Raw genomic sequence first — 14,503 nt, 5'->3', positions numbered from 1 at the left:
TCACTTCACCTTGAGCGGCAGCCCCGCCACCATCAGCAGCACCGTGTCGGCGATCGCGGCGACCTGCTGGTTGAGCCGTCCGGCGTCATCGCGAAACCGGCGCGCCAGGGCATTGTCGGGCACAATGCCTTGCCCGACTTCGTTGGATACCACGAACCAGGGCCCGCGCGGCCGCGACAGCAAATCCGCCAGCCGCCGGCACTCGGCGCCGACGTCGTGATCGGCCAGCATGTGATTGGTCAGCCACAGCGTCAGGCAGTCGACAAGCACCGGCTGGTTATCGGGCAAGGCCTCAAGCGCGCCGGTGAGGTCGAGCGGTGCGTCGACTGTTATCCAGCCCTCGCCGCGCCGCGAGCGGTGCAATGCGATGCGTTCGCACATCTCGTCGTCATAGGCTTGCGCCGTGGCGATATAGGACCATGGCGCGGGCGACGTGCGCGCTCTTGCCGGAGCGCGCACCGCCGATGATGAAGGTCAGCTTGTTGCGATCAGGCAAAGCTGTCGCGCAGGCTGGTCGCGGTGCCGGTGAAGCGTCCGCGCACCACGCCGACGACAGCGCCGAGCACCAGCCAGAACACTAGACGGGTGAGCGTTGAGGCCACGATGAACTGGTGATGCAAGCCTTCGGGGATTGGCGTCACGAAGCTATCGGGTTGCGGCGCGCCAACGATATGCGGCGCCACGATAAGAGCAATGCCAAGAAGGGCAAGAGGCAGTGACTTGCGGAACGCGATGAGCCCAAGGCCGACGGCAGTCGCCACCACTGTCAAAGTCCACCAGATTTGGCGCTGCAAGAGATCGGCGTCAGGCATTGCCGGCAGTTTCGGCGGTAGGCCGAGCCCAGGTGCCAAAGTGAATATAGCGAAGCCAGCTAGGCCCCAGAAGACACCCTGCCGCCAGTTGCCGATACCGCCCATGAATTCGGAGACAGCGACCAGGATCAGCGCAAAACCGATACCGCTGACGATGTTGGCAAGGACATTGAAGGCGAAGCGCTCGAAACCGTCGGCCGGAGCCCAGCCTTCGTCCTCGACCGGGGCGGCCGCTTCCGCAGGAGCCGGGGCCGCGCTGCTCATGGCATTGTCAGCCGGAACGGCCGAGCTCATGGCGTTGTCGTTTGTGGTAACAGCGGCGTGGTCGTGGTGATGGCCGCCGCCGGCCTTTTCATAGACTTCCGCCTTCAGGATCAGTGGGTCGGTCGCGTAGGCTTGCATGCAGGCGAGCGCAATGCCCCCCACGAGCCCTGCGATCGCCGCGATGAACACGACGTTGCGAAACAAATTCATGATGTCAGGCCTTCGTCAGTGGCAGGGAAAACCCATCGAATGGCGATAGTCGTGAGCCGCATTGTGGACCGCATCGATATGCGAGAAGCCGACAAAGCCGATGATGAACGTGCCGAGCAGCGCGGCAAGCGCCAGCTGCACGAAGCGCGACTGCGAGGAGACGGAGGCGCCGAGGGAGACGGAAGCGGTATTCATATCTTGTCCTTTCACCCTCCACCCGAGGGCCTGTCAGTTTTGCCGTCGTCGGCAGGTCTCCTGGCTCACGGATCAGCGCCCTTCCCCACCTTCCCGAAGACGAATCTTCAGTGGCATATGGAGAGGACTACCGCACACAGTTGCGGGGGCAGCCACGGCATTGGGCAAGAATTTCGCCCGCACCGCATTCCCTCTTGGCTCCAAAACGGAACCGACGACTGCATGACTATAGGGAAAATCGCGACACGCGGCAAACCAAATTCCGCCGGCAAACAGCGCGATTGCGCCATGCTGTTTCCAGGCGCGACAATTGACAATTCTCCTGGCCGGGTGTCGGCTGACCGCTTCACAGGAAGCCAGCCATGCAGCCCACTGCCAGCGAGCGCGCCCCTTACAATGGCCTGACCCGGGCCGAATCGACCCTGCCCTCGTCGGCCTATTGGGATGAAGCGGCGTACCAGCTCGACCTCGACGCCATCTGGTACAGAAACTGGCTGCTCGCCTGCCGCGAGGCCGATCTGGCAAAGCCGCTGGCCTTCCGCCGATTCCGCATCGGCACGCAGGACATCATCGTGCTGCGCGACGACACCGGCGCTTTGCGTGCCTTCCACAACACCTGCCGCCATCGTGGCTCGCAGCTTTGCCAGGAGAGCGAGGGCCGGCTGAAGGCGCGGCTGATCACGTGCCCCTACCACGCCTGGTCCTATTCGCTACGCGGCGATCTCGTGCGCGTGCCGTCCAAATCGCTGCCGGATGGATTCGACAAGGCCGACCATCCGCTCTACCGCGTCGCGCTCTCGGTGTGGCGCGGCTTCGTCTTCATCAATCTGCAGGAGGACGCGGCGGGCTCCGCACAGGCATCCTTCGATCCGGCCTCCGGCGATCTCGGCAACTGGCCGCTGGAAGCGCTTGTATCGGGCCATGTGCTGCGCAAGGTGATGCACTGCAACTGGAAGATCTTTTGGGAAAACTTCAACGAGTGCCTGCACTGCCCCGGCGTTCACAAGGACCTATCGCGGCTGGTGCCGATCTATGGCCGCGGCCTGATGAGCCGTCACGACGATCCTGAATGGGTACGCCACGCCGACAATGATGCGCCGGAGTTTTCCGGCGGCCTGCGCGCCGGCGCCGAGACCTGGTCACGCGATGGCCAGACGCATGGGCCGATCCTCTCAGGGCTGACCCCGGCCGAACGCGCCGCCGGCCAGACCTACGCCACCAGCCTGCCGTCGATGTTCGTCGTCGGTCATGTCGATTATGTCAGGACCGTGCGCCTGGTGCCGCTCGGCCCGGAACAGACCGAGCTTGTCGCCGAATGGCTGTTCGCGCCCGAGGCGTTGGCCGTGACCGACATCGACAACATCGTCGCCTTCGGCACACAGGTGCTGGAAGAGGACGCGGCGATCTGCGAGGTCAACCAGAGAGGCCTGCATTCGATGCGCCACGCCGCCGGCGTGCTGATGCCCGAGGAGTACGACCTGCACCGCTTCCACAACTGGGTGCGCGAGCGCCACGCTGCACTTTCTGCCTGATCCTCACAGAGACTTTGGCAGGTAGCGCCACGTGACAAGCCCGCAAACCGCCGCCAGCAGCCCGAGCGTGACGAACACCGAGCCCAGTCCAAAGAAAGCCAGCACCACCGAATAGACCAGCGGCGGCGTCAGCTCGGAAAAATCGAGATAGGTGCGGTAGACCGCTGCCATCTGCGCCCGCTCATAGGAGCGCACCGAGCGCATGAAGGCGGTCGAGCCCAGCGCATCGAGCGCGATGGTGAAGAAGGCGCCGCACAGCAGGAAAGCGCCGGTGAGCAACGGCACGCTCTCGCCCACCGTACCTGCTGCCAGGAGCATCGCCGACATGGCGAAATAGGCGAAAGTCATGGTCTTGCGGCCGCCAAAGCGCTTGCCCGCCTTGCCCCAGAAGATCGCCATGAACAAAAGCGCGTTGCCGGCCGAGACCAGCAGGCCGCCGGCCAGCTTGCCCTCGCCGGTGATGACCATGAACAACGGCCCATAAACGAAGAAGGTCGTCCAGAAGCAGGAGCGGCCGAAGGCGATTAGCCAGGCAAGCCTCAATCGGGGCTGCGCGATGAAGCGGCCGATATTGGCAAGCGGATTGGCCGGCCGTGTCTTGCCGGGCCGGATCGACGGGTTGTCGCCCAGCCGATAGGTCCAGAACAGCGCCAAGAGCGCCAGCGCGAACACCGCCACCGCACCGTGCGCGGCATAGATACCGAAGCGCGTGTAGAGGAAGATGCCGAGCGTCGGCCCGCCGGTCCAGGCAAGCATCGACCACGCCATGCGCAACGATTCGGCCTGCATGAAGTCGGTCTTGCGGATGTGGTCCATGATGTAGAGGTTGAGCGTGATCGAAAGCGCGCTGGCGCCCATCACCCGACACAGCATGCCCGCCAATTGCCCGGCAAGCGTGTGGGTAACGAAAAACAGAGAGCCGATGGCGAGCAGGCAGGCGCCCGCCGTGTAGACCCAGCGCCGGGCAAAGCGGCGGATCAGCATCGGCATGAACAAGGTCACCGACAGGCCGAGCAGCGCCACGATCGTATAGAGGATCGAGACGATCTGCTCGTTGTGCAGGATTTCGTAGGCCTGGATCGGGATGACGCTCGACACCGTGGCGCGAGCGAAGGATTCGACGGCATAGAGCGAGGCGAAGGTGCGCGCATCCGCGGCCTTGAGGGCCGGAAGCCAGATCGGATGGCGCACATGGGTGGACATTGCTTCCCCAAACCAGAATCACCGGCCAAATCTGCCGTGGTCATTCCCGGACGATTAAGAGGAAACCGACGCATAGGCCGTGAAAAGCGAAGTCGGTCAAAGACTTCCCGGCGCTGGCCTAAAGCGGCGCTGCGTCCGGTGCCTGCATCGCCGTGCTCCCCGGCCTTCTTCTGTCCCGTCCAACCGTGATAGTCCTCAGGCGGGGGCTGAATCAGAACGCGAGACCATGACCATCCACACGCCGACCGCATCCGTTCCGGAGCCATCCAGGCGCATCGTCGCCATCGACATCGTGCGCGGCATCGCGCTCTTGGCCATGGCGAGCTACCATTTCACCTGGGATCTGGAATTCTTCGGCTACACCGATCCCGGCCTCACCGCCTTCGGCTGGTGGAAGATTTACGCGCGCTGCATCGCCTCGACCTTCCTGTTCCTGGTCGGCGTCAGCCTCTACCTCGCCCACGGCCAGCAAATCCGCTGGAACGGTTTTTGGAAGCGTTTCGCCATGGTCGCCGGAGCGGCGATCGCCATTTCGGTGGTCACCCGCATCGCAACACCGGACGGCTTCATCTTCTTCGGCATCCTGCACGAGATCGCGCTCGCCAGCCTGCTCGGCCTCGCCTTCCTGCGGCTGCCGGCCCTGCTGACCCTTGTCGTTGCCGCGCTTGTCATCGCCGCGCCAGTCTACCTGCGCTTCGAAGCCCTGGACCATCCCTGGCTGTGGTGGATCGGCCTCTCGGCGATCAATCCGCGATCCAACGACTATGTACCGCTGTTTCCATGGTTCGGCGCGGTGCTTGTCGGCATCGGCGTGGCGAAACTCGCTTCCGCCTCCGGCCTGCGAGCCCGTCTGGCGAGCCTCATGCCCGGCCGCTGGGCCAGTCCGCTGGTCTTCATCGGGCGCCACAGCCTCGCCTTCTACCTGATCCACCAGCCGCTGCTGATCGGTTGCGTCTGGCTGTTTTCGCAGATCATGCCGGCCCAGGTCGAAACCCCGCAGGTCAATTTCCTGAAAACCTGCCAGCGCTCCTGCGAGCAGACGCGCAACGCAACCTTCTGCACCAGCTATTGCAGTTGCATGCTGACGACGATCGAGGGCGAGGCCACGCTTGATCGGCTCGAGAACAACGATCAGAGTGCCGAATTCCGAGCGCATCTGGGCGATCTGGCCGCCAGTTGCACGGCCCAGACCGAGGACAAGATGGACGAGGGAGGAACGCAATGACCGAAACCCAGCCGAAGCCTGGTGTGATACCGTGGCCGCCGGTGATCTACGTCGCGGCGATCGCCATCAGCGTCATCCTTGGCCTGCTCTATCCCCTGCCCTGGATCGGCGATCTCCTGGGCGACCTCCTGTTCGCCGCCGGCTGGGTGGCGCTGTTCGGCGTCGCGGCACTCTGGTTCACCGCCATCCGCACCATGATGCGGGCCAGGACCACCCTCAATCCCAATGCAGTGCCGGAGCACCTCGTCACCACAGGTCCTTTCGGCATCACCCGCAACCCAATGTATCTCGCCAACACGCTGCTGCTGATCGGCGTCGCCTTTGTCTCGGGAATCGTCTGGTTCCTGCCGCTGGCGTTCATCGCCGCCTTCGTCACGCAGAAGGTCGCCATCGAGCGTGAGGAAAAGGTGCTGGCGGCGAAATTCGGCAAGAAATACCGCGACTACGCCAAACGCGTGCGGCGCTGGATTTGAACAGCGTTACGTGTTGACGCCAAGCTCAACCAGCCGCTCGACGCAGGACTCCTCGGCCTGGTCGAGCTCGGCCAGCGTCTCCTCGAGGTCGCGGCGCTTCTGGCGTAGATCCTCGCGCTTTTCCTCGATGCGCTTGATCATCAGCTTGAGCTGGCCGACCTCGCCCGGCGGCTCCTTGTACATCTGGATGATTTCGCGGATCTCGTTGATCGAGAAGCCGAGCCGTTTTCCCCGCATGATCTGCCGGATGAGATGGCGGTCGGACGGGCGAAACAGCCGTGTGCGGCCACGCCGCACCGGCTGCACCAGTCCCTCATCCTCGTAGAAACGCAGTGTCCGCGTCGACACGTCGAATTCGCGGGTCAGTTCGGTGATCGAATAATATTCCCGCATTGTCGCTCCATGCCGGAAGCCTGGGCAACACCACGCGGCGTCGCCTTCTGTCCCGAACCAAACCCTTGCCTGTCGGAATCGACATGGCCCCCGCGCGAGCCTCGCACGGCATTTACGTAAAAGTCAATTGAGCGGGACCCACACCCCAGGGCAATCGCATCGGCTCAACGTGCGTGAGGCTAAGTCGGAAACATCCGCCTGGAGGTGGACTCACTGGTCCTGCCGCCGCGGCATGAGAAGACATTATTGTGGGACTTCATAGAGAATCTTCGCAACGCCGTGCTCCAGTGGCCGCAGGTCAAACCTCACGGTATAATCCTCTTGCCAGCCGGTGTCGGCCTTGCAACTGTCAACCATGCTTGCCGCCTCGGCTTTGGTCGGAACGACCAGGAACGACTTCAAATCCAGGATTTCGGCAACGTCTGCGATTTCGGAAGTCGGAAAGCCGGCGTCCGCCATCATCTTCAGCACAGTGATGTTCTCGGCGATCCCGTTTGTCCAAGATAGGGCAAACATCGCGGGTGCGATCGCCTGAAAGCATCGCTCCGTCCTTATGCGCATCGGCTCTTTTTCGCGAACAAGTGCTTTGATCTGGTCCAGTTGATCTAGCGTCCGCGGTTTTAACGGAAACGTATACGCCGTAAGAGCCAGTCCGTTTGACGCGTCCGTGAACACGGTCCGGGCAAAGTCGGTCCAAGGCTGTGACGTTCCCGCGCTGGGGCATGTCTGGCCGGCTTTTAGAGTATCGCCACCGGCGAGGCGCGCGTCGATCGCTTCGACCGTCGCGCGATCGAAGCCGCTGCGCAGCGCCTCGGAAACAAACGTCTGACGTTCGCGCGCCCAGTTCGCATCGTTGGCCGTGGAAGTCTTGGCGCAGGCGAGTTCCTGCTGGCGCAGCAACACCATGTAGTCCGCATTGAACAGTGCGACCGACTTAAGCCCTTGCAAAATATCAGCTTGTGAATAGGCGGAATCCGCCGCCGCCGGGCAGACAGCGAAGATCCCGAAGATCAATGCCGTCATAAGTCGGAAGGATACCGCACGCATCATCGCGCCTCCTTGTTGCCAATCGACACGCAGATCATTCAATCCAAATACGGTGGGTGCATTTATCCGGCATTTCACGGACCGCCGGCCACACCGTCCATCTTGGGCAGTATTTTGGTGGAGGCAGAAGCATATATCGTCCGACTGCCGGGCGGACCACAAGTTTCCGTGCCCCAGAGAGGCCTATGCCTTCACGCGACGCCGAACCACCAGGTGGCAAGGCCGAGGAAGGCGAAGAAGCCGACAACGTCGGTGACCGTGGTGACGAACACCGCCGACGCCACCGCCGGATCGATCTTGAACCGGTCGAGCAGCAGCGGGATCAGGATGCCGGCCAAGGCGGCGACAAACATGTTGATGATCATCGCCGCCGCGATGATGCCGCCCAGATTGCGATCGTGGAACCAGGCCGCGGCGACAATGCCGATCAGGATGGCGAAGATGATGCCGTTAATGAAGCCGACGCCCATTTCGCGGCGGATGATGCGGCCGGCATTGTAGATGTCGATGTCCTTGGTCGCCAGCGCCCGCACGGTAACGGTCATGGTCTGCGAACCGGCATTGCCGCCCATGCCGGCGACGATCGGCATCAGCACCGCAAGCGCCACGATGTGCTCGATCGTGCGGTCGAACAGGCTGATCACCGACGCCGCCAGGAATGCAGTCAAGAGATTGATCAGCAGCCAGGGAACGCGCGAGCGCGAGGTCGAAAAAATGCTGTCGGAAAGCTCTTCGTCGCCGACGCCGCCCATGCGCAGCAGATCTTCCTCGGCCTCCTGCTGGATGACGTCGACGACATCGTCGATGGTCAGCACGCCGACCAGGTGCTCGTTCTCGTCGACGACGGCAGCCGAAAGCAGATCGTACTGTTCGAACTCCCGCGCCGCCTCTTCCTGGTCCATGGTGGCCGGAATGGCGTGCCGCGTCTCATGCATGACCTGCCCGACCTTGACCGTGCGCTTGGTGCGCAGGATCTGGTCGAGGTCGATCGCGCCCAGCAATTTGAAGGTCGGGTCGATGACGAAGATCTGGCTGAAGCGCTCAGGCAGGTTCTTGTCCTCGCGCATGTAGTCGATGGTCTGGCCGATGGTCCAAAACGGCGGCACCGCGACGAACTCGGTCTGCATGCGCCGCCCGGCGGTCTCTTCCGGATAGTCGAGCGAGCGGCGCAGCCTGATCCGTTCGGTGAACGGCAGTTGCGACAGGATCTCGTCCTGGTCTTCTTTTTCGAGGTCTTCGAGAATGTAGACCGCATCGTCGGAATCGAGTGCCTGCACCGCCTGCGCGATCTGCGCATTGGGCAGATTGTCGACGATCTCCATGCGGATCGCCTCGTCGACCTCGGTCAGCGCGGAAAAGTCGAAATCGGCGCCCAGCAGCTCGACCAGGGCCCGCCGCTGTTCGGGATGCAGCGCCTCGATCAGGTCGCCAAGTTCCGACTGGTGCAGATGGTCGACTTCATGCTTGAGGGCCAACGTATCGCGGTCGGCGATCGCAGCCCCGATCTGGGCAAGGAAGGACGAAAGGACCGCACCGTCCTCGCCATAGATGTCGGCGTGGGCGTCGTCAGCCGCCTTGGCGGAGATCGTCTGCCTGTCCTCCACCAGCGCCTCCCGCCATCCCGGAAAAATTGTGTCTCAGGTCTAGAGCATCGGACCTTAAAGCGGAAATCGGTTTCGCGGAAATCCGACGCATCTCGCGTGCAGGCGCGATTCGATTTGAGAACTTATCGCTCTAAGGCACGGAATATCAAACGAAACGCGTGTTCCACGCCACCCCGGCGAGCGTATCGCGGATGCCTGACCGGCAATGCCTCTCCCATCAAAAACCAGCCAATCCCGGCTTCAGACGGCGCGACAGCCGATGTCGCTGGGGAAAGAGCACCCCAGCGCGGTTGGGGCAGAATTGTCATGATACGGGTCCAGGCCTGAAGCCTGGCCGCCGAGTTGCGGCACAACCAGCCCAGGACAAAAACGGCCCTTGAACAGCAAGCCCGGGAAAACGAGCAAGGCAATTGGCGACCGGCGCATGCGCATCGTCGTCGCCGAGCGCAATCCGTTCGTCATATCGGCGCTGCGCGAAATGCTCGAATGCGACGGCCGCTTCGACTTGTTGAGCACCGTGCAAAGCGGCAAGCAGTTCCTCGACCTGGCGGCGAAGGGCGGCTTCGACGTCGCAATCATCGGCTGGAAGCTTGCCGACATGGACGGCGCGGATGTCCTGGCCGAGGTCCAGAGCCGCAAGCTCGATGTCCGCATCACCGTCTTTTCCAACGACCATGACATCGGCATCCTGAAGCAATGCGTGCGGCTCGGCGCTCAGGGCTACTGTTTCCAATTCGACGATCCGGCGATCATCTTCGACACGATCCTGGCGGTCGCGCATGGCCGCATCTGCATCCCCTATATCGACATCAACAAGGTCAACGACACGCCTCTGGCGCAGCTCACGGTGCGCGAGCGCGAGCTGCTGGCGGTGCTGTCCGACGGCTGGACCAATCTGCAGATCGCGACGCGAACCGGCATTTCCGAGAACACGGTGAAGTACCACCTCAAGAATCTCTACGACAAGCTCGACGTCCGCAACCGGGCGATGGCCGTCGCGCTCTATGCGCGCGAAAGGCGTACCCAGAAGCAACCTTTCGGGTAGGCCAAAACCCGGGCCAGTCGGGTAGGCCAACCGGGTAGGCTTTCCCCACCCGCGCGCGGCGAGATGTTACCCGGCAAGGTGTTGTTGGCTTTAGCCGTCGAAACGAAACTCCCCCCACCGCTTTGCTGGATCAGGAGGAGTTCGCATCATGGCCGGTTTCACCCATCTTTTTATTCCCGGACCGACCAACATTCCCGAACAGGTCCGGCAGGCGATGAACCTGCCGATGGAGGACATGCGCGCCGCGTCCTTCCCCGATCTCACTCTGCCGCTGTTCGAGGACATCAAGGCGGTTTTCAAGAACGAGACCGGCCGCGTCTTCATCTACCCCTCCTCCGGCACCGGTGCCTGGGAAGCGGCGATGACCAATGTGCTCAGCCCCGGCGACCGCGTGCTGATGTCGCGCTTCGGCCAGTTCTCGCATCTGTGGGTCGACATGGCCGAGCGCCTCGGCCTCGAAGTCGATGTCATCGACTGCGAATGGGGCACCGGCGTGCCGCTCGAACTCTATGCCGAGAGGCTGAAGGCGGACAAGACGCACCGCATCAAGGCCGTCTTCTGCACGCAGAACGAAACGGCGACCGGTGTGACCAGCGACGTTGCCGGCTGCCGCGCCGCGCTCGACGATGCCAACCACCCTGCCCTGCTCTTCGTCGACGGCGTGTCGTCGATCGGCTCGATCGATTTCCGCCAGGAGGAATGGGGCGTCGACTGCGCCGTCAGCGGCTCGCAGAAGGGTTTCATGCTGCCCGCCGGCCTTGGTTTCCTATCGGTCAGCAAGAAGGCGCTTGTAGCTTCCAGGACCGCCACCCACAGGCGCTGCTTCTTCTCCTTCGAAGACATGATCCGCGCCAATGATGCCGGCTACTTTCCCTACACGCCGGCGACGCAGCTGCTGCGCGGCCTGCGCGCCTCGCTCGACCTGATCGCCGAGGAAGGGCTGGACAACATCTTTGCCCGCCACCATCGCCTGGCCGAAGGCGTGCGCAAGGCGGTCGACGCCTGGGGCCTGAAGCTCTGTGCCAAGGCGCCGAAATGGCACTCCGACACGGTGAGCGCCATCCTGGTACCGGAAGGGATCGACAGTGGCGACATCGTCAAGCGCGCCTACCGCACCTACCAGACCTCGCTCGGCGGCGGCCTCAACAAGGTGATGGGCAAGGTCTTCCGCATCGGCCATCTCGGCTGGCTGAACGAGGTGATGGTGCTGTCCTCGCTGTCGGCCGCCGAAATGGCGCTGCTCGATTGCGGCGTGCGGCTGGCGCCGGGCTCCGGCGTCGGCGCCGCCATCCAGCATTTTCGCGCCTCGGCCACAGTGCCGGTCGCCGAAGCCGCCTGAGGGGAGCCCGACGATGAGCCACACCATCAACCACCTGAAGAAACTCCGCCTGCAGCGCAGCGAGCTGGCGGTTCCCGGCTCCAGCCCGGAGATGATCGACAAGGCGGCGAACAGCGCCGCCGACTTCATCTTCCTCGACATCGAGGACGCCGTCGCCCCGCCCGACAAGGAACGCGCCCGCAAGAACATCATCCAGGCGCTGAACGACATCGACTGGCGCGCCAAGGGCAAGACCGTGTCGGTGCGCATCAATGGGCTGGACACCCACTACATGTACCGCGACGTGGTCGACGTGATGGAACAGGCCGGCGACCGGCTGGACACCATACTGGTGCCGAAGGTCGGCGTGCCGGCCGATCTCTACATGGTCGAGGCCATGGTCAACCAGATCGAGATGGCCAAGCGTTTCAAAACCCGCGTCGGCCTCGAAGCGCTGATCGAGACGGCTCTCGGCATGGCCAATGTCGAGGCGATTGCCGCGACGCCAGGCCGGCTGGAAGCCATGCATTTCGGCGTCGCCGACTATGCGGCGAGCTGCAAGGCGCGTACCATCAACATTGGCGGCCTCAACCCCGACTATCCCGGCGACCAGTGGCATTTCGCCCTGTCGCGAATGACCGTCGCCTGCCGCGCCTACGGCCTGCGCGCCATTGACGGGCCGTTTGGCGATTTCTCCGATCCCGAGGGCTATATCGCTGGCGCCAGGCGCGCCGCAGCCCTTGGCATCGAAGGCAAATGGGCGATCCACCCTTCGCAGATCGCGCTCGCCAACGACGTGTTCTCGCCGCCGGAAAAAGAGGTGATACGCGCCAGGCGCATCCTCGAAGTGCTGAAGGAGGCCGAGGCGCAGGGCAAGGGCGCGGCCGCCCTCGACGGCAAGATGATCGACGCCGCGTCGGAGCGCATGGCGCGCAATGTTCTGGTGGTCAACGAAGCCATCGAACGCGCCGGCCAGCTTGGTCAACGAGAGCCGCGCGTCGCCGCGCATTGAAAGTTACGGGAGGACAAGATGGACATCCACGAATATCAGGCCAAGGAACTGCTCGCCCGCCACGGCGTGCATGTGCCGCGCGGCGGGCTTGCCTACAGCCCCGAGCAGGCCACCTACAGGGCGCGCGAGATCGGCGGCAGCAAATGGGTCTTGAAGGCGCAGGTGCACTCCGGCGCCCGAGGCAAGGCCGGCGGCATCAAGCTCTGCGCCAATGACGAGGAAATCTCCAACGCCGCCGAAGCCATGCTCGGCCGCAAGCTGGTGACCCAGCAGACCGGCCCGCGCGGCAAGCTGATTTCGCGCCTCTATCTCGAGGAAGCCGTCGACATCGCGCAGGAGCTCTATGTCGGCTTCGTGCTCGACCGCAAGGAAGAGCGCGTCATGATCGTGGCATCGGCCGCCGGTGGCATGGAGATCGAGGACATTGTCGAGAAAGAACCCAATTCCATCCTGCGCACATCGGTCGATCCCGGCGTCGGCATGCAGCGCTTTCAGGCCCGCGAGATCGCCTTCGGCCTCGGCCTCGACCACAATCTGATCGGCAAGGCGACCGAAACCATCTTCAGCTGCTACCAGGTGTTCCGCGACTATGACGCGTCGATGCTGGAGATCAATCCGCTGGTGGTGACCCGCGACGGCAATCTGATCGCGCTCGACGCCAAGATGTCGTTCGACGAGAACGCGCTGTTCCGCCGGCCGGAAATCTCCGAGCTGCGCGACAAGAGCCAGGAAGACCCGCGCGAAACCTTCGCCAGCGACCGCGGCCTCTCCTATGTCGGCCTAGACGGAAATATCGGCTGCATCATCAACGGCGCCGGTCTGGCCATGGCGACCATGGACATGATCAAGATCGCCGGCGGCGAACCGGCCAACTTCCTCGACATTGGCGGCGGCGCCTCGCCCGAGCGGGTGGCGAAATCCTTCCGCGCCGTGCTCGGCGACAAGAATGTCGAGACCATCCTGGTCAACATCTTTGCCGGCATCAACCGCTGCGACTGGGTCGCCGAAGGCGTGATCAAGGCGATACGCGAAGTCGGCGTCAACGTACCGCTGGTGGTGCGGCTCTCCGGCACCAAGGCCGAAGAAGGCCGCCGCATCCTGGCCGATTCCGGCGAGGCGGTGATCGTTGCCGACACGCTGGCCGAAGCCGCCGAAAAAGCCGTCGCCGCCTGGCGCGCGGCCGCCAAGAAGAAAAAAGCAGCCTGAGGGAGGTCGAAAAAATGGCAATTCTGCTGAACCGCAGCACCCGGGTCATCGTCCAGGGTTTCACCGGCAAGATCGGCAGCTTTCACGCCGAGGACATGAAACGCTACGGCACCAAGCTGGTCGGCGGCGTCACACCCGGCAAGGGCGGCCAGAAGCATCTCGGCCTGCCCGTCTTCAACACGGTCAAGGGCGCGGTGCGCGAGACCCGCGCCGAGGCGAGCATCGTCTTCGTGCCGCCGCCCTTTGCCGCCGATTCGATCATGGAAGCGGCGGATGCCGGCATAAAACTCTGTGTCTGCATCACCGACGGCATCCCCTCGCAGGACATGATGCAGGTCAAACGCTACATGCTGCGCTACCGCTACGAGGACCGCATGCGGCTGATCGGCCCGAACTGCGCCGGCGTCATCACGCCGGGACAGGCGCTGATGGGCATCATGCCGGGCAGCATCTATCTGCCCGGCCGCGTCGGCATTGTTGGCCGCTCCGGCACGCTCGGCTACGAGGCCGCCTCGCAGATGAAGGCGCTCGGCATCGGCGTGTCGACCAGCGTCGGCATCGGCGGCGATCCGATCAACGGCTCCTCCTTCAAGGACATGCTGAAACTGTTCGAGCAGGACGACGAAACCGACGCCGTGGTGATGATCGGCGAGATCGGCGGCCCGCAGGAAGCCGAAGCCGCGATCTGGGCGCGCGACAACATGCGCAAGCCCCTCATCGCCTACATCGCCGGCCTCTCCGCCCCGAAAGGCCGCCGCATGGGCCATGCCGGCGCCATCATCTCGGCCTTCGGCGAGTCGGCGCAGGAGAAGGTCGAAATCCTGAAGGAGGCCGGTGTCGTCATCGTACCGACGCCGTCGTCGTTCGGCGAGGTGGTGGCCGATACGCTGGCGCGGATGAAGAAGGCGGCGTGATGGCCGACCGGGCGAAGGCCGCATAGCGCAAGACGTGAAGTCTGTTCCAG

Annotated in this window: 14 protein-coding genes, 1 pseudogene and 1 riboswitch; of the genes and pseudogenes, 8 read left to right on the top strand and 7 right to left on the bottom strand. The window is 63.5% G+C overall.

Annotation, left to right across the window (positions count from 1 at the left end; all coding sequences use genetic code 11):
- The 3 genes and pseudogenes from cobU to AC04SF_RS10695 all read right to left on the bottom strand — a co-directional run bounded on the left by cobU (position 1) and on the right by AC04SF_RS10695 (position 1,481).
- Positions 1 to 496, bottom strand: a pseudogene (gene cobU, locus AC04SF_RS10705) (bifunctional adenosylcobinamide kinase/adenosylcobinamide-phosphate guanylyltransferase).
- Positions 489 to 1,286 carry a CbtA family protein gene (locus AC04SF_RS10700; RefSeq protein ID WP_488477756.1) on the bottom strand — a complete coding sequence of 266 codons (798 nt, stop codon included), beginning with the start codon at positions 1,284 to 1,286 and terminating at the stop codon, positions 489 to 491. Before AC04SF_RS10700 ends, cobU begins: the two are co-directional and overlap by 8 nt.
- A 15-nt stretch (positions 1,287 to 1,301) precedes the next feature.
- The gene (locus AC04SF_RS10695) at positions 1,302 to 1,481 is read right to left on the bottom strand and encodes a CbtB domain-containing protein (RefSeq protein WP_488477755.1); all 180 of its coding nucleotides are present in this window, start codon (positions 1,479 to 1,481) and stop codon (positions 1,302 to 1,304) included.
- A gap of 33 nt (positions 1,482 to 1,514) precedes the next feature.
- Positions 1,515 to 1,712, bottom strand: a riboswitch (cobalamin riboswitch).
- A gap of 131 nt (positions 1,713 to 1,843) precedes the next feature.
- Here AC04SF_RS10695 and AC04SF_RS10690 point away from each other — a divergent pair.
- A complete protein-coding gene (locus tag AC04SF_RS10690) occupies positions 1,844 to 3,013 on the top strand; it encodes an aromatic ring-hydroxylating oxygenase subunit alpha (protein WP_488477754.1) in 1,170 nt (389 codons plus the stop codon).
- A gap of 3 nt (positions 3,014 to 3,016) precedes the next feature.
- On the opposite strand, the gene AC04SF_RS10685 is transcribed toward AC04SF_RS10690, so the two are convergent.
- Positions 3,017 to 4,216, bottom strand: a complete 1,200-nt coding sequence (locus AC04SF_RS10685; protein WP_488477753.1) for an MFS transporter — start codon at positions 4,214 to 4,216, stop codon at positions 3,017 to 3,019.
- A gap of 226 nt (positions 4,217 to 4,442) precedes the next feature.
- On the opposite strand from AC04SF_RS10685, the gene AC04SF_RS10680 reads away from it, so the two are divergent.
- Both AC04SF_RS10680 and AC04SF_RS10675 read left to right on the top strand, forming a co-directional pair.
- Positions 4,443 to 5,441, top strand: a complete 999-nt coding sequence (locus AC04SF_RS10680; RefSeq protein ID WP_488477752.1) for a heparan-alpha-glucosaminide N-acetyltransferase — start codon at positions 4,443 to 4,445, stop codon at positions 5,439 to 5,441.
- Positions 5,438 to 5,914 (top strand): methyltransferase family protein, encoded by a 477-nt coding sequence (locus tag AC04SF_RS10675; protein ID WP_488477751.1) that lies wholly within the window; start codon positions 5,438 to 5,440, stop codon positions 5,912 to 5,914. Before AC04SF_RS10680 ends, AC04SF_RS10675 begins: the two co-directional genes overlap by 4 nt.
- Before the next feature lie 6 nt (positions 5,915 to 5,920).
- Here the strand turns inward: AC04SF_RS10675 and AC04SF_RS10670 are convergent, their stop codons facing one another.
- The 3 genes from AC04SF_RS10670 to mgtE all read right to left on the bottom strand — a co-directional run bounded on the left by AC04SF_RS10670 (position 5,921) and on the right by mgtE (position 8,958).
- Positions 5,921 to 6,307 carry a MerR family transcriptional regulator gene (locus AC04SF_RS10670; protein ID WP_006203215.1) on the bottom strand — a complete coding sequence of 129 codons (387 nt, stop codon included), beginning with the start codon at positions 6,305 to 6,307 and terminating at the stop codon, positions 5,921 to 5,923.
- Between the two features lie 243 nt (positions 6,308 to 6,550).
- Positions 6,551 to 7,357, bottom strand: coding sequence for a hypothetical protein (locus tag AC04SF_RS10665; protein ID WP_488477991.1), 807 nt, complete (start codon positions 7,355 to 7,357; stop codon positions 6,551 to 6,553).
- 188 nt (positions 7,358 to 7,545) lie between these two features.
- Positions 7,546 to 8,958: a magnesium transporter gene (mgtE, locus tag AC04SF_RS10660; RefSeq protein ID WP_488477750.1), complete on the bottom strand. Its 1,413-nt coding sequence runs from the start codon at positions 8,956 to 8,958 to the stop codon at positions 7,546 to 7,548.
- A gap of 424 nt (positions 8,959 to 9,382) precedes the next feature.
- Between mgtE and AC04SF_RS10655 the strand changes: the two genes are divergently transcribed.
- From AC04SF_RS10655 to sucD, 5 genes are all read left to right on the top strand, one after another.
- Positions 9,383 to 10,003: a LuxR C-terminal-related transcriptional regulator gene (locus AC04SF_RS10655; RefSeq protein ID WP_488477749.1), complete on the top strand. Its 621-nt coding sequence runs from the start codon at positions 9,383 to 9,385 to the stop codon at positions 10,001 to 10,003.
- Positions 10,004 to 10,151: 148 nt separating this feature from the next.
- On the top strand, positions 10,152 to 11,342 hold the full coding sequence (locus tag AC04SF_RS10650; protein WP_488477748.1) for an aminotransferase class V-fold PLP-dependent enzyme: 1,191 nt from the start codon (positions 10,152 to 10,154) through the stop codon (positions 11,340 to 11,342).
- A gap of 13 nt (positions 11,343 to 11,355) precedes the next feature.
- Positions 11,356 to 12,333, top strand: coding sequence for an HpcH/HpaI aldolase/citrate lyase family protein (locus AC04SF_RS10645; RefSeq protein WP_488477747.1), 978 nt, complete (start codon positions 11,356 to 11,358; stop codon positions 12,331 to 12,333).
- 18 nt (positions 12,334 to 12,351) lie between these two features.
- Positions 12,352 to 13,539 (top strand): malate--CoA ligase subunit beta, encoded by a 1,188-nt coding sequence (locus tag AC04SF_RS10640; protein WP_095204071.1) that lies wholly within the window; start codon positions 12,352 to 12,354, stop codon positions 13,537 to 13,539.
- 14 nt (positions 13,540 to 13,553) lie between these two features.
- Positions 13,554 to 14,453 carry a succinate--CoA ligase subunit alpha gene (gene sucD, locus AC04SF_RS10635; RefSeq protein ID WP_096447120.1) on the top strand — a complete coding sequence of 300 codons (900 nt, stop codon included), beginning with the start codon at positions 13,554 to 13,556 and terminating at the stop codon, positions 14,451 to 14,453.
- Positions 14,454 to 14,503 lie beyond the last annotated feature (50 nt).

Source organism: Mesorhizobium sp. CNPSo 4671 (genome assembly GCF_057784245.1).
This window is presented reverse-complemented; position numbering and strand designations above follow the sequence as displayed.